The sequence below is a fragment of the Mesorhizobium sp. M0040 genome (genome assembly GCF_040323505.1).
GTDB lineage: Bacteria > Pseudomonadota > Alphaproteobacteria > Rhizobiales > Rhizobiaceae > Mesorhizobium.
Genome location: NZ_JAMYVA010000047.1, coordinates 1 through 20,701, shown reverse-complemented (window position 1 = coordinate 20,701; position 20,701 = coordinate 1). Strand labels below are relative to the sequence as shown.

The window sequence follows — 20,701 nt, the reverse complement described above, 5'->3', positions numbered from 1 at the left end:
CGCGTCGGTGTGCAGCCTTCCTGAGAAAGGTCGCGGTAGCGCCAACTGCTGACGCTCAGCGCGAAGACATTCCTGTTATGGGGACGTCAGAGGACCGGCCGCTTCTCGCGCCCAGAAAGCGATAGCAGACATGCAACCAGGCGGTACAAAGTCTCTAGCGTGACCCTTTCGAGACATTTGCGTGCGGCATTTGCGTCTCGAAAGCGGTTCTTCAGTGGTACCAGCACCAACGACCGTCTGCGGTCGTTCAGAACACGGGTTACCGTCTCTAAACCGGATATTGGACCGGGCAGCCGCCGGAAATTGATCGAATGGAGGTGATCGCCTGTCAGGAGGCGTTCAAAAACGACCTACGACCGCGATCTTCATCGCGGCCGTTTTCATGGTGTCATTCCCGGCTATGCTGACAAGTTCTTTATGATCGGCAGCTTGCGGATCGTCTTGCCCGTCGCCGCCCGTAGCGCGTTGGCGACGGCCGGGCCGATCGGCGGCACACCCGGCTCGCCAACGCCCGTGGGCGGCTCGTCGGACGGCACAATGTGCACCTCGACGCGCGGCATCTGCTCGATCCTGAGCGGTGTATAGGTGTCGTAGTTCTCTTGGTCTACGACACCGCCCGTCAGGGTCAGCTCCTCCTGGAGGATCGCGCCTAGGCCGAAGCCGATACCGCCCTCCATCTGAGCGCGGATCTGGTCAGGATTTATCGCGGTGCCGCAATCTACCGCGCAGACGACGCGGTCGACTTTGAAATCATTTCCATCGTTGAAGGTGATCTCCACCACCTCGGCGACATAGGTCGAGAGGCTTTCATGCAGGGCCACGCCGCGGAAACGGCCTTCCGGCAGAGGCTTGTCCCAGCCTGCCTTCTCAGCAGCCAATTTCAGCACGCCGGCATGCCGTGGATGGTGACCGAGCATCGACAAGCGGAAGTCGACCGGATCACGGTTCGCAGCGGCGGCGAGCTCATCGATCAGGGTTTCCATTGCGTAAGCGGTGTGGGTGGAGCCTACCGAACGCCACCACAGCACTGGGATGTTCACGTCCGTGGTGGTCAGCTCGACCTTCAGGTTCGGGATCGCATAGGGCAGGTTGGTGGCGCCCTCCACGGAGGTCGGATCGATGCCGTTCTCGATCATCGCCGCAAAGGGGGAACCGCCCGCGATCGATTGGCCCACGATGTGGTCATGGAGAGCGACGACGTTGCCTTCCTTGTCGAGCCCCGCCTTGACTGCGTGCACATAGGCCGGCCGGTACCGCCCACCCCGCATGTCGTTCTCGCGGGTCCACTGCACCTTCACAGGCTTGCCGGGTCCCAGTGCACGCGCTGTGGAAACAGCTTCGATAATGAGATCTGCGTCCGAGACCGCTCGGCGGCCGAAGCTGCCGCCGGTCTTCATCACGTGCAGCCTCACCTTGTCCGGCGTGGTGCCGCCTACTTGAGCGGCAGCCGCCTGATAAAGGTCGGGCATCTGGTGTCCGCCCCAGACGTCGATGGTGCCGTCTTCGTTGATTCGGGCGGCCGCGTTGAGTGGCTCGATCGAAGCATGGACAAGATAGGGGAATTCGTAGTGCCCTTGGATGACTTTCTCAGCACTGGCCAACGCTGCGGGAGTGTTACCGTCGTCGCGCGCGGTGGCCGCGCCCGGATCGTCTGCTGCCTTAGTGTATTCGGCCATGATCTCGGCCGTGCCGCGCCTTTCGGCCTTCTCTTCGTTCCAGGTCACCTCCACGAGATCGCGGCCCTTGAGCGCCGTCCACATGTCCCTGCCGACCACGGCAATGCCGCGCGGCGTCTGGACGACATCGACAATGCCGTCGAGTGCCTTGGCCTTGGAGGCGTCGAAGCTCTCGATCTCAGCGCCGAACTTCGGCGGATGGATCATAACGGCCGTATTGAATCCATCCATCTTGAGGTCGATCGTGTAGGTCTGCGCGCCATTGGTCTTGCCGGCGGAATCGTAGCGCTTGAGGCTGTCCGATCCGATCTGGGCCCACTTGTCGCGCGGCTTTAGCGGCACGTCGTCGGGAACCGGCATTCCCGCTGCGGCTTCAGCCAGGTCACCGAAGCGCGCCTGCATCCCTGAGGCGTGCGACACGATCCCGGAAGCGACTGTGATCTCGCCGGCTGGCACGTCCCACCGCTGCGCCGCGGCCGCCACCAGCATGGCCCGTGCGGCAGCACCCGCCTTGCGGTAGCGCTCCCACGACGAGCTCATCGAAGTGGAGCCACCGGTTCCCTGCGCGGCCCCGCCCCAGGCGAGATTGCCGTAGAGCGCGGTATTGCCATATCCGCCGACCACGTCCACATGCGCCCAGGCCCCGTCGAGCTCTTCCATAACCAGGGTGGCGATGCCGAAATAGGAGCCTTGTCCCATCTCGAACTGCGAGGAGTGGATGACGATTCGGTTCTCCGGTGTGATCTCGACATAGGTATGGAAGGGGTTCGCCTGGACCGTTGCAGGCGTCGTTTGTGCGTTGGCGGGCGCGGCCATCATTAGCCGGTAGCCCACGGCGAGGCCCGCGGTGGTGACGGCCGTGCCGAGGAGGAACTGGCGGCGCGTGGGCCGCACGGCATTGTGCTTCGGGAGAAACTGCAACTGCCTCAAGTCTCCAGCCGGTTGGCGGTCTCGTGGATGGCCGCGCGGATGCGATGATAGGTGGCGCAGCGGCAGAGATTGCCGCTCATCGCCGAATCAATATCATCGTCCGTCGGCTTCGGCGTCTCTGTCAGGAGGGCCACGGCCGACATGATCTGGCCAGACTGGCAATAGCCGCATTGAGGTACGTCGAACTCGGTCCACACGGCCTGGACCGTTTCGCCGATCTTGCCCGACAGGCCCTCAATGGTGGTGATCGAGGCTCCTTCGATGTCGCCGACTGCGGTCTGGCACGAGCGCGTCGGCATGCCGTTAACGTGAACCGTGCAAGCGCCGCACTGGGCAAGGCCGCAACCGAATTTCGTTCCTGTGAGTCCGATGCCGTCACGGATCGCCCAGAGCAGCGGCATCTCTGGATCGACGTCGAGTGTTCGCGCCTCGCCATTGAGGGTAAAAGCGACCATGGCTTGCTCTCCTTGTCCTGAGCTGGCTATCTCGTTGCGCCTCCGCCCGGCTGGGAACCGGGCTCTTCTTGCTGAGGCATAGCGACCACACACTAGGATCGCGCAGCTCGAGCCACAAGCCGCTAGCTGGCAATCGCGAGATCGTGAAGTGGCTCGTGTCGAAAGGCTGGAGGCAACTGAATGTCATTTTTGGGCCGACCGGCCGGTCAGTTTCCGGCTCGATGACCTGGTTGCAGTCATTCCGCTTCTAAGCCTAAAGCCCAGCCATGAACTGTAGCAGCATCATAAAAGACGACATCAAGCGGCGATTTTTCGTTGCGCTGCACCGCTAGCTCGTTCGCGCGGTTGATGATCCGCTGGTTATCCGCGGATGCTGGTTCACCATAGATGCCAACACAGAGCTTGCGAAACTTGCCACGCGCTATGCGGTTAAGGATGTGGTCGTCATTCGCAGCGAGCGAATGGCCGAAAATGAAGAAGCAATGGCTGGCGGTCTTCACATTCGCGGTGAACTGCTTGAAGCCTTGGTACAGGTAGGCATTGTGACGGATCTTCGCCTTCTTCTGGGCGCTGGTGGGCTGATGAAGGGCGGCTTAGGGTCATGATTTCCGGTTCATCGCCGCTGCAATGACCGATGAGTCACAGACGCTGCATTTCGCGCTAGACCGCAGCTGCGGTATTCTCGATCATACGCTCAGCCATCCTATTCGCACGTCGTTGCCGCCGTTCGCCGCACCTATCGATCGGAGGCCTTCCAGCCTCGCGATAGCCGCGCTATGTGTGGCTGCACACAACCTGACGACGAACAGGAGCAAGATTGGACATAGAAGCCAGCACAAGATCGCCCTCCCCCTGTCCTTGCTCGTTTTCATGCGAAAACAATCAAACTGAGTGCTGCGGGGATAGCGAGGTCGATTTGGCCCACTTCAGAGCGAAGTCGGCCATAAGCCATTGATATAATTTTGGTGGGCCCTGAGCGTGCTTGGAAAGTCAGAAATATCAAAGGCTTATTCGACAGTGGTACTGTGTTGCGTTACTATGCTCTCCGGTCTTTTCCGGTTGATTTGTTCCACCCTGATGCCGATTGCGGTCATTCGCCGCTGCCTTGGTCAATTCCCGATTCCACAAGCATCCGGTCCTGAGTGGGCAGACGGCCTTCCTAGCTGTAATTAGCCAGCGACACGTTGACCGTTCTCGTCATGCGCGGGTGAAATCTACGTTCGACCATATACGTCGTCGAAGCGAACGATATCATCCTCGGCGAGATAATCGCCGCTCTGCACTTCAATGATCACCAGGTCAATTCTGCCTGGGTTCTCCAGCCGATGCTTATGGCCGCAGGGGATGTAGGCTGATTCGTTTGTCGCCAGGAACAACTCCTGCTCGCCATTGACGATTTTCGCGGAGCCGCTGACCACGACCCAGTGCTCCGAACGATGATAGTGCATCTGCAGGCTCAGCCTGCGACCGGGCTTCACCTCGATGCGTTTGATCTTGAAGCGCTCGCCTTCCTCAAGAACCGTGTAGGTACCCCACGGCCGGTGTACCGTGCTATGGACCAGGTGAGCTTCATGTCCTGAAGCCTTGAGGCCCTCGAACAGCTTCTTGACGTCCTGAACGCGGTCGCGGGATGCGACAAGCAAAGCGTCCGGGGAATCGACGATCACCAGATCGCTGACACCGACCGTGCCGATGACGCGCTTGTCGGAGCTCACATAGCTGCCGGTCGTGTCGACCATATGCACATCGCCGCGTATCCTGTTCCCGCTTTCGTCGGGGGCGATCAAATCGGCCATTGCGTTCCAGGATCCGATGTCGTTCCAATCCATGTCGCAGGCAACCACGGCAAGTTTGTTCGTCTTCTCCATGACAGCGTGGTCGAGGGAGATTCGCGGGGCGGAGCCGAAATGCTCAGGCGCGAGTTCGATTTTGGCAAAGCCTTCGCCTTGACTGAAGCGGCCGTTCTCGTAGCTGTCGGAGACGGCCTGGATCACCGCGGGGCAATGCGATGCCATCTCGTCGAGCATGGTTTGTGCGCTAAAGCAGAAAATGCCGGCGTTCCAGAAGAAGCGCTTGGACGCGACATAGGCTTTGGCTGTGTCCAGATCCGGTTTTTCAACGAAACGGACGACTTTCTCACCATCCGCTTCGATATAGCCGAATGCCGTGTCCGGTCTGGTTGGGGTGATGCCCAATGTGGCGATCCGCCCGAGCTTCGCATGTTCGATGGCCCGGCACATGACGTCTAAAAATGCAGGCAGGTTGCCAACCATGTGATCGGCTGGGAAGACGCATAGAATCGCGTCAGGGCCTTGCGTTGCCTTGGCATGGATGGCGGCTGCCGCAACGGCTGCGGCCGTATCCCGGCCTTCAGGCTCGAGCAGAAAGGTGCGTGGCAGGACCACGGAATCTAGTTCGTCGAACTCGTCCTTAGTAAGGAAGAGGTGTTCCCCAGATGTCACGGCGACGAGTTCCACTACGCCCTTTATCGAACCGACGCGCAACACAGTGTGCTGCATCAGTGAATGCCCGTCTGCCACTTTGAGGAAAGGTTTAGGGTGCGATTGCCTTGAGGCGGGCCATAGCCGCGATCCGGCTCCGCCGCTGATGATGACGGGAACCACTTTCATATAACAACCTCGATTTCGTCTCTGGAGTGATTGCCCGCGCCCTTTCGAGCGTTAGCGTCACGATCGCCGTCGCTCTGGCTTGGTCTGCGGGCTCCGAGTAACAGCGAAGTTCTGGCGCGTTGCCGAACGGCCTCAGATGACGACGCTATCGGTATCGTACGACGCTTCCATGGCCTCGATGAGAAATGGACATTCAACTATGCCTGTTGGTTGCATCCGCCGAATTGTGCAGGTGGCGGGTCTTAACTGAGACCAGAGATTCTTTGGCTGTCTTCTATCAAAATCAAACGACTTGGCTCCTTCAGATCGAACTCAATTACGCGTGGTACGAAAAGGCGTGCATATCGTGTAAAGGCGCTCGTCGGAGGAAACCGAATTACGGTATCGCAGCGCCCGAGAAGATACATCTCAACGAGGGCGGAAATTGCGCCGTCAATCCCAAGTGCTGCAGTGTGTAAGGGGCCGTCTTGATCGGATCGGAAATGCTTGGGGACGGTGAGAAGATCGGGAAACCTGGCCGACAGGTGATCCAGGATTTGCGCGCTGTCCGTGCACAAGAACAGCCGCACAGGCTTGGGGTGCGGTAACGCTTTAGCCTTATCAACCGCAGTGCACACTTGTCGAACGGCGAACTCCGGATCGGCCCAGTAGGGCGCATGGTCCATGATGTCTTCACCGTTACCATGTCGAACATGAACCCCGATGATGCTGTGCCCCTCAAAACATTCTTGGTAAATGGCATCTATGCGTGTTTGAATTTCAGACCGAGGCTTGACACTCTGGAAGACCTGCCGCTCGGCATCCTCATCGCAGCGCCACATCAAACAAGCGTCACACACTACTGTGTTCGCTTCGACATCGTGTTCGGCCTGAAAGAGCTCGCCCAACTCGTCGCGCTCTTGGAAAATCTGCTCATCTGGGCGGTAAAGGCAGTCGATCGCTGGCCTATTCCACCACTCCGGGAAGAATGGACCCGGGAAGGAAAAGTCGTTGATCCGGTCGTCGCAAATAGCCGGTACGCCAGCGATGTCATTGATCGGTTGGAAGAACACCGGAAAGGCATTTGTGAAGGGTTGGTCGAGATAGCAGGACCCGCGCCAGTCGACGGCTAGCGTTCGTCCCGACCGCTGAGCGTAGCGCCAAGCGGCCGCCAGCGACCACAGACAATCACCGAACCCCGTACGCCTCTGAGAGACGACGAACCTGCGCTTTACCAATCCACTGACCTGCATTTTCGGAAATCTCGTTTCAGAGACGAGGTTGCATCTGGCTTGGGATCCCTTAATCGACACTAGTCGACCGTGACGCCGGACGATTTGGTAGAGGCTGCGCCGTGGGGCAGAAGAGCTCCCTCAGCACTGCCCATCCTTATCTCTGTGACGCTCGCAAATCTTGACGCCGGGTGCACTCGCTTCCGGTTTAAATTCAACATTCTCTAATGCGCGCGGCGACATGTGTAAAATTGATTGCGTGGATGTGGCCCATCCATGTGATGGATACTCAGGCGTTCCTTGACCATGAGCCTCTGCTGACGTGGGGCCGCGCTTTGCTAAGCGAAACAGCCGGTCGAGGCAGTCCACAAAGTCCCTGTTTCAAGTCCAATTCTTAACTGCCTCAACGCAACATGTCATTTGCGGTCGTTTCCTGAAGGACGGATGTGCAGGACCCGCCAGCCGTCGAATGTCAGGCGCAGGCCATCCACGTCATTTATGGCCATCATAGCGTCCGGTCCCATCGAAAGATGCGACACGGCGCCCTCTGACGCTTTCAGGTGCGCCAACATGGCGCAACTCCTGCCGGATAGCTTTCGAGCCGGCTGGACTGAGCGACTGGCACGCGATGCTGTGCGACGATGGCCGAGAGAGGAATTTTGGCGTCTGCAGCCATGTGGAGGATCGTTGCGACGGTTCTGCGGGTCGGTGTCAGAGCCGACACCTGTGCGAACCCGCTCTCGTCCGTTTTCGACAGGCCCTTGAGGTTCATGACCCTGTTGTTCGCCGAGATCGCCCGGCAGTTCAGCGATCCAGGTGAAGATCGGCACGCCTATCGATGCGGCGATCATCGCCTCGGCCAGCGAAGATGATGAAGAGGGCCATTGGGTCAAGCACAAGGGCCGACCAGCGTTTCATTCCTTCAAAGCCCAATTCGGTGCCTACGCCGATACGGCCCTTGTCGAGGAGATCGCCGTCACGGCGCCCACACCGAGGACGGCAACGCCGTTCCTGATGCTCTGCCCGACAATCCCGGCGAAGTGTTTGCCGACAGCGCCTGCCGAGGCAACGCGGTGCGCGCCAAGGGTGGAAGGCCGCGCATCGTCGCAACCGCTATGTGGGGGCGCGACGAGGCCGAAAGCTCGACGCCTGGAACCAACCGATCCACAGAATTTGTAGTCGGATCGAGAAGATCTTCGGTACCGGGAAACGAGGCTACGACCTTCGCCCGATGCGATGGCGAGGGCTGGCAAAGGCAGTCGTTCAAATTCGCCGCACTGCGATCGCCTACAGTACGAAACACAGTTTGATGGTCGCTTCGTCCCGCCCATCGTTGAAGCCCAGCCACCGTTTTCGGGCTCGCCTCCCGAAATTCATGCAGGTCAATACGCAATGCCCTACCCGCGCTTTTCGCCGCCGTCTCAGATGTGCGGTTCGCCCGAAGCCCCCGACTGACACGAACTTTGTCTTCGCGCGGAGCGAAACCTCGCGCCCACGACTTTGTGCCGCCGATGGTGCCGCGCTGCCCTGTCAAACAATCCATTTTATGGATGCACCTCATCCAAACAATCGATTTCACTGATCAAAACAATTTCCATTAGAAGACGTTGAAGCAGGCAAAGATTACTTGGTCAGCGCAAAAGAGGGAAGGTGGAGTTCTAGTGTGGCTTGGACCCACATGCTCGCCATTTTATCTGGGAACAGCTACGTGCGCTGTTGGCGCAGGGCAAGACGATTCTACTGGCCACCCACTTCGTGGAAGAAGCGGAGCGGCTATGCAACCGACTGTGCGTGCTTGAGAACGGACGTAGAATCCCAGAAGGGCGTCCTCACTCGCTGATTGATGAGCAAATCGGGTGGGACGTGATTGAAATCTATGTCGCTCACCCCGTGAGCCGAGTTCGGCACTCAGGCCGCATGTGCGACTTAGGTAGGTTAGCGGCGAGACTCTGTTTTGCTATGCCTCGAAGCAGGAGCAGGTGTGCTTGCTGGCTGACACTGTCAATGACGAGCTCCGCGCCGCATCTGTCGAAATCCTACCATAGGGTATGAGGCGGGCCGCAGTTTGCTGGCGGTGTGGCGAGCCAGATTCGAAACTTCAACTACCATAGAGCAGGAAGAAAATGGGCGAGAACAGGAAAGTTGCTCTGGTTACGGGCATAACGGGACAGGATGGTGCCTATCTTACCCGTCTTCTGCTGGAAAAAGGCTACATCGTTCATGGGATTAAGCGACGTTCCTCTTCCTTCAACACGGGTCGCATCGAAGACATCTACCAAGACCCGCACGATCCCGATCCGCGCCTAATTTTGCATTACGGTGACCTCACTGATGCGACCAATCTCATCCGAGTAGTTCAGGAATCCCAGCCAGACGAGATTTACAACCTGGCCGCTCAGAGCCATGTCCAGGTGTCGTTCGAAACGCCGGAATACACAGCAAACGCCGACGGTATCGGAACATTGCGACTTCTTGAGGCGATCCGCCTCCTCGGTCTGAAGGACAAGACCCGCTTCTATCAGGCCTCGACTTCAGAGCTCTACGGCCTCGTGCAATCCGTACCGCAGAACGAAACAACGCCCTTTTATCCGCGCAGCCCTTACGCCGCCGCCAAGCTCTACGCCTACTGGATCGTGGTCAACTATCGAGAGGGCTATGGTATCCACGCTTCCAACGGCATTCTCTTTAATCATGAAAGCCCACTGCGCGGCGAAACTTTTGTGACGCGCAAGATCACCCGCGCCGCCGCTGCTATCTACCTCGGCAAGCAGGACAAGCTTTATCTCGGCAATCTCGATGCTCAACGCGATTGGGGCCATGCGCGTGAGTACGTGCGTGGTATGTGGATGATGATGCAGCAGGATCAATCGGATGATTACGTGCTGGCGACGGGCAAGACGACCCCTGTCCGCCAATTCGTCGAATGGGTTTTCGAAGATGTCGGGGTCGAGCTCGAATGGCGTGGTGAGGGAGTCGACGAAAAGGGCTATGATGTCGAGACCGGCAGATGCCTAGTCCAGGTAGACCCACGCTACTTCCGCCCCACGGAAGTCGATCTTCTCCTGGGCGATGCCACCAAGGCGAAGGAGAAGCTCGGCTGGGTGCATGAGACATCCGTGCGCGAGCTCGCCGCGGAAATGGTGCGGGAAGACCTCAAGGTCATGCAGACATCGGTAATAATGAAGGAAGCATAATGTACGATCTGAAGGGAAAAGCCGTGTGGGTCGCGGGCCACAAGCATGGTGGGCAGCGCTGTTGTAGGCCGCCTCGCGTCTGAAGACTGCAAAGTTATGGCCGCCCTGACGGTTCCCCAAATTTTATCCAGTCGTGAGTTCGGTTCCGGGAGTGGATTTGCCCTGATGGGCGGTGGAAGCGACGGGTGCTGGCGCGGAGCGTTTCACGTTGCGCAGCCCGAGCGACCGTCGCGGGTTGAAGGTCGATGCAAATTCGTTGGGTGTCTGCCATCCGATGTGCGAGTGCGGACGCGCGCCGTTGTAATCGGCGCGCCATACATTGAGCCTCGCGCGGGCCTGGGCCAGGGACGTGAACCGCGTCTCGTTGAGGAGTTCATCGCGAAGGGGGCCGTTGAAGCTCTTGCGTTAGGGTCCTAGCCAACCTCTGACTGTGAATTCGCGGAAGCGATTTACGGCAAGCGCACACAGCAGCTCGTCCACGGCGTTCGTACATGAAGTTTGGAAACTTATAATACTGGTACACACCTCCATGGCGGAACATTATCTCCAATATCTCAGCGATTACCGGATAGCTATCTGCCTTCACCTACCTCGGCCTAGTGCAGAATCTCGGCCGAATGAACTCGGCGCTCTTGCTGCACGCCAATGGTCCGTCCCGCGCGAAGTGCGATCATACCGCCGCAGCTTACCTTCAAATCCGGCACTGGCGAGGATCTAGATCCAAGCCGACGGCGCCGGGGATCAAATAAAAAGCCGCCGACCGAAGCCAGCGGGCTTGATTAGGATGGCCCGCGCGGACGGTCAAGGCTGCGCCGGCCGACCATGGCGGAGGGACCACCTTGGTCAACGGCACGGCCCGATGACGGCGTGCCGATGTACCACAACATGCGTCGAGATAGAGCATTCCGGCGTCGCGGAAAAAAGCCCGCCGGTTTTGAGCCAGCGGGCAAGTTCTGGAGTGGCTGAGATCAACCCAGCATCAGTCAACGACCGGCGGAAGGGTTGGCTGCAGTGGATGCCAGCTGGCCGCAGCATGCTGTGAATCGTAGCAATGTGAAAAACAAAACTCTGGACTTCTAGGTCGGACTCGCCCCAATATTTGTTTGGGGGAATTCACATGAAAATTGGAGCACTCATCGCAAGTGCAGCCCTGTGCGTCAGCGGCTGCTCTACGAGCACTGTCGTGTCGGACAGCGATCTCACGGCAATGAATACCGTTGCGCTATGTCACGTTCTCGCCAGCAGCACGGACGAACAGTATCGTGGTCGGGTAGCGGCCCTTCTAGTGCGCAGGGGCGCAACAGCAGAGAAGTGCACCAGGCTTGTGCAAACCGACAATGCTGTCGCGACAGGCATAGCGATCGCGGCTGTCGGCGGCGCAGCTGTGGGTGTCGCTGCCAACAACGGCTATGGAGGCGGAACATATTACCGGCCACCGCCACCACAAACCTATGGCGTCGCGTGGGACCAATTCTATGGCCAGAACTACAGCGTTATCTGGCGCTGCCGCGACCGGTCCACCGGGCGGTTCCTTGACGATTACTATTGCGCCGGCCTGCCCATGGTCGACAGCGCATGGCCGGGCTGGTCGGCGTAGCGGATGAGCAGGCCATACCGCAAATATCGATCCAATCGGTGGCAGAGACCCACCGGTGCCAAGCTGTGGCGGCGCCAACTTGCGAGCGTGCCGGCAATGCTCGGTCTTACGGCAGCGGCGGCAGTGGCCGCCTTCCTGGCGCCGTCGGGCGCGCAACGTAGCGACGATGCATCAAAGGCCAGCCCACGAAGGGCGGCGCCCGTCTCGCTTACCGGTGTCGCTTCCGTCATTGACGGCGATACGATCGAAATCCACGGCCAGCGCGTCCGTTTCAACGGCATCGACGCGCCAGAGAGCCGGCAGCTGTGCCGCGATGCGAATGGCGCCGAGTATCCTTGCGGCCGGCGATCGGCCGAAGCGCTGGACACTTTCCTGGCCGCGTCGAGGCCACTCGAATGCACATTCGTAACGTGGGACCGCTACCACCGCTTTGTCGGCGATTGTCGGCGCGCCGACGGCGCGGGCGTGGCCGCCTGGATGGTCGAGCACGGCCAGGCGCTGGATTGGCCTCACTACAGCCAGGGCGCCTATGCGGGGCAGCAGGCGCAAGCCCAAGCCTCAAAGATCGGCCTGTGGGCCGGGACGTTTCAGGCACCCTGGGAATGGCGCGCTGCGCACGCCGACGGCGCGGCGCCGTCGAGTCGCCCGCTGGGCATCATCAGCCGTAAGCTGGTCGCGCAGAGCGGCTATTCTTGCGAGCCGCGGAGAACGTGCAAGCAGATCGGTTCCTGCGACGACGCCAACTGGTACCTGCAAAACTGCTCATGGGGCGGAAAACTCGATCGCGACAAGGATGGGATCCCCTGCGAAACACTCTGCTAGCTGAAATGTAACGGAGTAAGCGCGCTACGGCCTGTTCGGCTTTCCGCTTACACCGATCCAACGAAGACCATGCATGGGCGGCGCGGTCTGCTAACCCCATGTTTTGACGAGGTATTCTATATCTGAAGGGCAGAAAAAGCCTTAACCAAGACTTTCAAAATCGTTAACATAGTTATTTTTCAGTGTATGCTGACAGGCGATCAAGGCGTGATGTTGCCCTGTCGGGGGGGCGAGTAAAATGCAGACTGTGATGAGTCAAAAGCTGGCAAGCTATGGCCAGTGGACCTACCGTGGTGCCTGGGCCCTAGAGATTGCGGCCGCAGCGATTGGTCTACGACAGGTGTAGCAGGCGGCACGCGCCATCGAGGAAGCGATCTCCCGGAAAACCGAGACCGAGGCGAAGGCCAATGCCAAACGGGCGGCTGAATTGGCGGACGCCGGCAATCGATGATCAGGCGTGCGGAACAGGCCCTGGACGGGCCGGATCTTGCCGATTTCCTCCGCACGCCGCTTGCCGATCTGGGTGGAATCCTTCCGCTCGACCTCGCCGAGGGGAACTCCACTGGCCTTGGGCTGGCTCAAGAGGCCCTGAGGCAATTCGCAGAGTCGCGGCATGCGGAACGCGTCGCGACAGAATGGCGGTCGAAATTGGATAGTGAAGCCAGGGAGCTCTTCGGAGATCGCGCCGCGCGTGTCGTGAGGCAATCAGTAGATGGCAAACTCGACGGGCGCCCTCCGCTGATCTACTGCCGGGACGAACGCACCTTTCGTGTGGCACTCGGCGTCCTGCATTGGATGCGCAAGCGGTGTAACCGGCTCTCCTCGACCAGCGTCTGTACGCCTCCTAACCTGCCGCCTCTCGACCAATGGGCACTTGTGATCGCGGCCGCGAAAAGATACCGCGAGCGTTCCTCATGGTCGCCCTCTTGTGATCGCACATGTGAAGACAGGCTCGACAATTTCGTAGAATTCTTGCGAACGCCGTCGAAACAAAGTTGCACCGTTATCCTTAGTGAGAGATCCGAGTGACGCTGGCAGTGAGAGGACACAAGCCCTGCCGCGCCCGACATCTTTCGCCCACCCTGAACGCCGAAAACAATTGAGGGGAACCAATGCCAGCTATTGCTTCAGCGGAAGGAATGGTTATTTTTTGATTCGGGGAAAATTTAGTTGACCACTTCTGAATCAGTGTTTTCCGCGGCCTCATCTGCTGCTGGGTATTTATCCCAGTCGCGTCTTGCGCTCGCCTTATGTCTCCGCCACGCCTATGGTAAAGCGGGCATTGAAGTTGCAGTTGAGCGCCTGGATGACGTCTCGCTCGAGACTGACGGGGAGGCCCGAGCGCTCGCTCAAACCAAACATGCAGATCTAGGTGATATCTCCCCCGACCTTTGGAAGACGCTGCGGATTTGGAGCCAACTAGCACTTGAGAATCCAAATCTGCCGAACCTAAGGCGTAGTCGTCCACCGATCCGTTGCGGCCGCTCTAGCCAGGCTAGTAGACTTACTCGCGCATCGGTCATCAACTGGAACTGGACGGCCCGCCCAGCCTTCTACTGCGCTACCATCGCACGAGTTCGGACTTCAGGACCGACAACCAAAGTGCGGATTTTGATCTTCGCAAGATCGCAGCCACGCACCTTGCTATCGATTGCAAGATCGAACAACGCGGGTCCCGCAAACGGCCTTCGCGATCCAGGAAGAAGCGGATCGCCCAAATCTGTCGCCGTTTTTGCGCACGATTTGCACCGACCTTCGTACCAGTATTGCAAGCACGTCACTCTCGCGCCGCAGGATGGTATTGTGAAAGTCCCATGATGTTTCTACTTCGGCCACCACGGTCGCGGTGGCTTTTATCGTAGCCTAAGGAGGTTTGGGGGGACGCATGGCAAAACCTGCCAAGAAAAAGATAACGAAGAAAAAGCGCCTACCGCCTCTTGAGTCGCGGTTCACATTCGAAGACCAAGCTATGGCTGCCGGCGATAGTAAGGCATTGCGACCGGCTCAGTTCGCCGTATTCGACGAAGCGACGGGCTACGAACGCAATCTGAAGCTATGGCGAAAAACGGGTACAGAGGCCGACACTGATCTGAGAGACCTATGGGTCCATGAAATGCGTCAGGTGCAGCGAGTTATGTCCTACTCCGGCGCAAGGGACGTTATCGTCGATGTTATTGAGTTCGTCGAAGACGAAGAGCATTTTGCCGTCCTGTTGGAGCATGCCGGTCAGCCCCTTTTGTTCAAGAGGGATCGTGTTTCGAACCAGCACTGGCTGAAAAACCTTGGCGCGGTACGAGCAAGATCACTGTTTTGGCAGAACTTTAGGCGGGTGGTCTGGGCGCTTGGTATCGTCCACGCGCAAGGTCTGGTCCACGGCAACATCGACCCGAACGCCATTATGACCGAAGGTGCCGAAGAACCCGACTTTCAGCTAACCGGGTTTGAATGGAGCTTGCGCGTAGCTGAGGACACTCCAGGTATTAAACACGCCAAAGTGTCTGGGAAGCCGGCATCTACACGACCGATGAAATACTCATTTGAGGAGGATTGGAAAGCGCTAGGGCGGCTAATTGGTCAGATGCTCGACACTGGTATACGCCCATCCGGCGAGCTCTATAGTCTTGGCAAACTACCCGCGCCAATATCGTTAAGTAGCAGCGAACGCGTTTTGCTGAAGCGGCTAGCGGCGCCGTCGCGAACCGACCACCTCGACTCCCAATCGATCTCGCGCGCCATCGACGATGTCATCGCGGAAGTGGGGCGATCGGGAACTGCGCGTGCGGGCACTCTAGTGCTAATGTTCACCCCTGCGTCGAAATTGGGCGAGGCAGTTTACGATCTATCAGAAGGGCAGATCGCAGTCGATGAGTATCGCCGGCAGCTCGAATGGGTTCGAGCTGACCTTGATGGAGGCGTGACTTTGCTGGCCCCGCGAGAATTCGAACCGGGCACAGGCAAAATTCAGTTGATCACCGCGACCATGCGGTATGTCGTAGTCCCTTTTCGGCAAGACGGATCGGCTACCTGGGACATCGGCGCATGCGTCACAGCCGAACGACGCCCTGAAGGGCTGTCGTTTCACGAACAAGAGGAGCATGAACTGCTGCAGCCCATCGAAGTCGTAGGCGCTGCACGTCACGCCCAGGAAACCCGTGCTAGGCTCGGACCAGACGCCCTCGATTGGAGTGCCTTTGCGTCAAGTCGGGCTGTGAGCGGCACAGGAACTCGAGTGGACTTGATCCGACGCGCGCTACTGCTTGTCCAAGTCATTGAATCGGTGGTTAAGGCGCTGGAAGTCTACCCAGTTGAGATTCTAGAAGAAAAGTCTCATGCAGGCCGACATTCTGTCCTGTTGCGTGGGGCGCGCGAGAATGATCGTGACCAAGTCGCGAAACGTATCGGCCTTATCGACACGCACACCTCCCTCAAGCGCCTGTTTGAGGATGATCAACGTGAAGGGGAAGGAAAGTGGCGTCTCTCGCAGGCCGTCAGCCTTGGAGCTAGCCGAAGGGAAGACGTCGCCGCAACATTCACGCAGGTCGAAGAGGTAAACGGCAAACACGCATACCGTTTCGAAACCGATGAAGATCTGACTAACGGGCAGGCCTTCTTTTTGAGGACCGAGCGTGACGCGGGCACCGAAAACCAGATCATCCGAAGGCTAAAAATTATCAAGAGCCTTTCCACCCGTGTGGACCTAGCCGAGATGCTTGACGACGCATGGCGCGTTCGCCGATCCAGTCGCGACACCATAGACATCGAAGACGCTGATGACATTCACCTGATGGATTTAGACGAGCCAAAACGTTCGAGTCTTGCTGCGTTATGGGAGACGTTGCCGTCCTATTTCGTGGTCGGCCCCCCGGGTGTCGGTAAAACTAAGTTGGCGACGGAGGTGGTGCGACGCCGTTTTGCAGAAGACGCATCGACCCGAATGCTGGTCACCGCTCAAGGACACGATGCTCTGGATCACCTGCAGGAGAAGATTCAGGAGACTCTCACCGAAGCTAGGCTCGACCTCATCGTTGCACGCTCGTCCACTCCAGACCGAAAGGCCGGCGCCGCCGACGTTCAGAACACGGGACAGACGATCTTGCGTCTCCTGTCCGAAAGTCGGCTCGCCCAGCACTTGCCAGTGTCGACGCGGGACAGGATCATCACGCTTGCGGAGGCCGCTGGCCGGATTGTCCAGTCGGCCGATGCCTCAGACAGAGATGAACGAGCTGGACTCAACGCCGTATCGAGCTTGGTTCTCGATGCTGCCAACATCGTCGTTTCCACATTGAACTCAGCGGACGTCGAACGCCTCGTGGAGGCGCGGGACCAGTTCGATTGGGTAGTGGTGGAAGAGGCCGCCAAAGCTATCGGACCCGAACTTGTCGGTGCATTGTCCCTTTCCGGGAGACGGTTACTTATAGGCGACCATCATCAGTTGCCGCCTTTTGAAGCGGATCGTCTCACTAAAATTTTGATCGATCATGGTCGAGTGGCCGAAGTCGTTAAAATCGCAGAACAGTTTGTCGGCCCTCTCATGCGCGACGGAGAACTGGCCGAACTAAACGAGATTGCGGCTGACGAAGGACACTTGCGGGAAATCGCAGACATTGGATTACGGCTCCTCGAGCCGTTCCGTGCTGTAGTCGTAGAAGACAAACGGCGCGCAATTGTGAATGCGGGGCACCGATCGATCTCCTCCACGTTGACACAACAACGGCGCATGGATCCAGCAATCGCTGAAATTGTCTCACGAGCCTTCTACGATGGCGACCTATTGACGGAGGCAAGTCGGGAAGAGGAAGCCAAGGGAGCGCCTGTGGGGTTCAGCTGCAAAAACCTGCCTGGTTCACCGGTGACCTTGATAGATTTCCCCCATGTCAGTACGACCGGCTCCGGATCCCGCTACGAACATTATCGCCCGCGCTTCCACAATCCGGCGGAAGTCAGGGCGGTCATAGAAGTCCTGCGGCGTCTCCACCCAGACCGTCCGGATAGGCACGAAAATAGCCCGTCACTAGCGGTTCTGTCCTTTTACAAAGTGCAGGTGGAAAAACTGAACGAGAAGATCGACGGGGCGATCAAGGCGGGGGCTTTGGCGCATCTCGCTGGCTTTGTGCCAGCGGCCGCAGACGGATCCTGGGCGAACACTGTCGACGGCTTCCAAGGAAACGAGGCGGATATCGTCATCCTCTCGCTGGTCAGAAACAACTCCGGAAGCGGAGCAAGTGCATTAGGCTTTTTACGTGACCGTCGTCGATGGAACGTTGCTCTGAGCCGCGCAAAATCGAAACTTGTGGTTGTCGGCAGTTTGGCGTTTTTGCGGGAAGCAGTGAGGGGTGTCAATCCCGACGCACTGGACCACGACCTTTCCTTTCTCACAACAATCGACGAAGTCATCAAGGAGTTGCTCGAACGATCGGTCAGTGAACCCGATCGTCCGATTCCAGCTGCGCGCATGCTTCCCAAAGACGTTGGGATTTCTTAGCGATGCTGATAGCCATTCCGGTATTCCGCCTATCCTGTGGAGTTACGATCGACAAAGGACGCGCCTGGAGCGTAGTGGAAGAGGCCGTTCTTTGGGCCGTGAACCAAAACGCTGCGAGCGTTGCCGATTTGGTTGCTGAATCGGGGCTCAAGAAACAGGTGATCGTGGCGGCCCTATCTCGCCTTATGCGTTTCCGCCTCGTTGAGCTCTCTATCGTTGGCGGAGCCGCCAAGTTCGTCTCAAGCCAATATGGCCGCGATGCGATTCTTGATGGAAAACCATTACCTTTCTTTCCCAAGAGGGAGACCAAGCGCGTCGGCTTCGTCATCGAAAGGGTCACTGGAGATTACTTTCCTCAAGGCCAAGTTCGAGTCGCGTCACGAACCGGGCTCGAATCCGATAGCGACCCCGACAAACGGGTAATCGTTGTGGAAGGAGGAGGACCCGTGGTCTCGCACGAGGCTAATCTCGCACGTTTATCGCAAATTGCCGTAAAGGGGTTCGATGAACAGCTCGCGGGCGTCGACGGTCGAACCGCCTCAATGCGATCCGAATACATGCTCATCAGGGTGATAGACGGAGTCATCCGGAATCTTCCCGATAGCGCCTCGAGCAAGCTGCGAAGGATCGTCGAGCGAGTGGCTTCGCTGCCCGGTGCAAATGCCACGATCCCGGTAGCCTACGAGGGACCCATTGCCGAGATCGAAGAGGCACCAACCAGCCACCGCATTGATTTCAGGCCGCAGGATCTCATCGTCGGCGGAAGCGCTCATAGGGAGCTGCTAGTTCAGCTGATGGCTTCTGCTAATTCCCGAATGATCATTCACTCCACGTTTCTGGACCACAGGAAGTTCCGGGACCTGATGCCCGAGATCCGTATGGCTTGTGTCCGCGGAGTCGATTTCGATCTGCTGTGGGGTGCCGAGAAGCTCGGTGAAGACGAGGAAAGCAAGAATGCCCTATCTGCCGTTGAGATTGCGCGCATGGTGCGCGAAGATCCCGACATCGGACGCCGCTTCCGCGTTCATATGAGAAGCACCGGCTCGCATTCCAAACTGCTTTTGGCTGATAACGAGGACGGCGACTGGCTGGCCGCGATCGGCTCATGCAACTGGTTCTCCTCACCCTTCGGGGCAGTCGAACTGACCGTCGTACTCCGGACACAATCGGTGGTTGCGGACGTGGCAGTCGCGCTGCAGCGTATGGCCGGTAGACGCGGCCTTTCGGACGACATTGCGACGGAAATGTCATTCCTGGCGCGCAACCTGAGACGCCTCCCAAGCGTCGAGGGGAACGCGATAGCGACCTTGATCCTGGGCGACCATCATGATGTCATTATGCGGACGGGAAGCGGGATGGCAGTTCGGAAGGTACTCGCTGGCAGCAATCGCTTAGGATCGACCGCAAGACCTGGCTTCATCATTCAGGCAGAAGCTGCAATGGCACGAGCGTCTGAGCTTGACATCACTCTTCTTTACAGCATCGCTTCTGGCCCACTGAAGAAGCGGCACGCCCGCACTCTCGCGGAAGAGGCCGCTGAAAACGGGTTTCGGCTGGTTCGGTTAGATAAGCCGCCTTTGCACGGCAAGTTTCTCGCGTGGGACGACGATGACATCGCAGTAACCAGTCTAAACTGGGGTTCCGCTCGGACCGCCGACGATTTTCCACAGTCGGAGATCGGAGTGCACATAAATGGTTCCGGCATTGCCACCGATCTGATGCGCCGCATCGAGAGTATCTTCCCAAACGCCGCGAGTGGAAGCTCCCTTTAAACTAAAGAAAACGATGGTGCGCGAGCTCACATCGTGATGTCCGAATATCCGCGTAGGTATAAACGACCGATATGCGGCGCAAAGCGGAAAGACAGCCTCGTGGTCGTTTGCGGCGGTCCGCTTTCGGGTTCCGCGGTGCGGATAGCTGCCGTTTGACAAACCACCCCCCACGGTCGAAAGTAAGCGGGCAGCTGAGGCCGTTCAGCGCTGGTAATTCCATGGCATGAGGGCGTCGATATCGCTGTTTGGCCAGCCATTGGCAATGCGCTCGAGGGTCAGGGTGAGCCAGGCGTGCGGATCGACCTGGTTCATCTTGGCGGTGGTCAGCAGGGTTGCGATGGTGGCCCATGTCCGTCCGCCGCCGTCGCTGCCCGCGAAGAGGCTGTTCTTTCGGGTAATTGTCTGCGGCCGGATGGCGCGCTCGACGGTGTTGGAGTCGATTTCGATGCGGCCGTCGGTGAGGAAGCCCTCGAGCGCGGCACGCCGGCCGAGTGCATAGCGGATCGCCTCGGCCGGCTTCGATTTTCCCGACAGCTTGGGCAGCTCCTTTTCCCACAGCGCAAAGAGAGCGGCAACGATGGCGGCGGATTTCTCCTGACGCGCAGTAATCCGTACTGCCGGGTCCTGGCCGCGTACGGCCTCCTCGGCGGCCCACAGTGGGGCCATCTGCGCCACCGTCTGCGAGGCGATAACGGAGGAGCCTGCGGCATGCAGTTCGTAGAACTTGCGCCGCACGTGCGACCAGCACGCCGCCAGCATCACGCCGTCATTGCCCCGATCGGATCGGGCCAGCCGGTTATAGGCGGCGTATCCGTCGACTTGCAGGATGCCGCGATAGCCGTCCAGATGACGGGCAACACATTCGCCGGCGCGGCTGTCCTCGAAGCGATAGACAACAATGGGCGGTCCACTGCCGCCAAAGGGCCGATCAT

General features: G+C 58.7%; 12 protein-coding genes and 3 pseudogenes. 7 read left to right on the top strand and 8 right to left on the bottom strand.

From position 1 onward, the window contains the following. Positions 1-398: 398 nt before the first annotated feature. The 6 genes and pseudogenes from NKJ91_RS27245 to NKJ91_RS27220 form a co-directional block, all read right to left on the bottom strand. Positions 399-2,606: a xanthine dehydrogenase family protein molybdopterin-binding subunit gene (locus tag NKJ91_RS27245; protein ID WP_352457982.1), complete on the bottom strand. Its 2,208-nt coding sequence runs from the start codon at positions 2,604-2,606 to the stop codon at positions 399-401. Next, positions 2,603-3,061: a (2Fe-2S)-binding protein gene (locus NKJ91_RS27240; protein WP_352457981.1), complete on the bottom strand. Its 459-nt coding sequence runs from the start codon at positions 3,059-3,061 to the stop codon at positions 2,603-2,605. The genes NKJ91_RS27245 and NKJ91_RS27240 overlap by 4 nt, the downstream gene beginning before the upstream one ends. Positions 3,062-3,297: 236 nt before the next feature. Continuing rightward, positions 3,298-3,624 (bottom strand): annotated as a pseudogene (locus tag NKJ91_RS27235) (DUF4917 family protein); the annotation flags it as partial. A 651-nt stretch (positions 3,625-4,275) separates the two neighbouring features. After that, positions 4,276-5,691: a mannose-1-phosphate guanylyltransferase/mannose-6-phosphate isomerase gene (locus NKJ91_RS27230; RefSeq protein WP_352457980.1), complete on the bottom strand. Its 1,416-nt coding sequence runs from the start codon at positions 5,689-5,691 to the stop codon at positions 4,276-4,278. Positions 5,692-5,933: 242 nt separating this feature from the next. Beyond that, positions 5,934-6,923 carry a nodulation protein NodZ gene (locus NKJ91_RS27225; protein ID WP_352457979.1) on the bottom strand — a complete coding sequence of 330 codons (990 nt, stop codon included), beginning with the start codon at positions 6,921-6,923 and terminating at the stop codon, positions 5,934-5,936. Between the two features lie 395 nt (positions 6,924-7,318). Next, complete coding sequence (locus NKJ91_RS27220; protein ID WP_352457978.1) at positions 7,319-7,474, bottom strand: hypothetical protein; 156 nt, start codon at positions 7,472-7,474, stop codon at positions 7,319-7,321. 244 nt (positions 7,475-7,718) lie between these two features. Here NKJ91_RS27220 and NKJ91_RS27215 point away from each other — a divergent pair, with 244 nt between their 5' ends. The 3 genes and pseudogenes from NKJ91_RS27215 (at position 7,719) to gmd (ending at position 10,096) form a co-directional block, all read left to right on the top strand. Beyond that, positions 7,719-8,081: a hypothetical protein gene (locus NKJ91_RS27215; protein ID WP_352457977.1), complete on the top strand. Its 363-nt coding sequence runs from the start codon at positions 7,719-7,721 to the stop codon at positions 8,079-8,081. 486 nt (positions 8,082-8,567) lie between these two features. Next, positions 8,568-8,833, top strand: a pseudogene (locus NKJ91_RS27210) (nodulation factor ABC transporter ATP-binding protein NodI); the annotation flags it as partial. A gap of 192 nt (positions 8,834-9,025) precedes the next feature. Then, on the top strand, positions 9,026-10,096 hold the full coding sequence (gmd, locus tag NKJ91_RS27205; protein ID WP_352457976.1) for a GDP-mannose 4,6-dehydratase: 1,071 nt from the start codon (positions 9,026-9,028) through the stop codon (positions 10,094-10,096). 123 nt (positions 10,097-10,219) lie between these two features. On the opposite strand, the pseudogene NKJ91_RS27200 reads toward gmd, so the two are convergent. Further along, positions 10,220-10,498, bottom strand: a pseudogene (locus NKJ91_RS27200) (integrase core domain-containing protein); the annotation flags it as partial. A 922-nt stretch (positions 10,499-11,420) separates the two neighbouring features. Between NKJ91_RS27200 and NKJ91_RS27195 the strand changes: the two are divergent. The 4 genes from NKJ91_RS27195 to NKJ91_RS27180 all read left to right on the top strand — a co-directional run bounded on the left by NKJ91_RS27195 (position 11,421) and on the right by NKJ91_RS27180 (position 19,769). Beyond that, the gene (locus NKJ91_RS27195) at positions 11,421-11,693 is read left to right on the top strand and encodes a hypothetical protein (RefSeq protein ID WP_023680062.1); all 273 of its coding nucleotides are present in this window, start codon (positions 11,421-11,423) and stop codon (positions 11,691-11,693) included. A 123-nt stretch (positions 11,694-11,816) separates the two neighbouring features. Beyond that, on the top strand, positions 11,817-12,515 hold the full coding sequence (locus NKJ91_RS27190; RefSeq protein ID WP_352457975.1) for a thermonuclease family protein: 699 nt from the start codon (positions 11,817-11,819) through the stop codon (positions 12,513-12,515). 1,885 nt (positions 12,516-14,400) lie between these two features. Next, positions 14,401-17,997: a DEAD/DEAH box helicase gene (locus tag NKJ91_RS27185; protein ID WP_352457974.1), complete on the top strand. Its 3,597-nt coding sequence runs from the start codon at positions 14,401-14,403 to the stop codon at positions 17,995-17,997. 2 nt (positions 17,998-17,999) lie between these two features. Continuing rightward, positions 18,000-19,769, top strand: coding sequence for a phospholipase D-like domain-containing protein (locus tag NKJ91_RS27180; protein WP_352457973.1), 1,770 nt, complete (start codon positions 18,000-18,002; stop codon positions 19,767-19,769). A 201-nt stretch (positions 19,770-19,970) separates the two neighbouring features. Here NKJ91_RS27180 and tnpC read toward each other — a convergent pair. Continuing rightward, on the bottom strand, positions 19,971-20,701 hold a 731-nt coding region (gene tnpC, locus NKJ91_RS27175; RefSeq protein WP_352457972.1), incomplete at its 5' end, for an IS66 family transposase.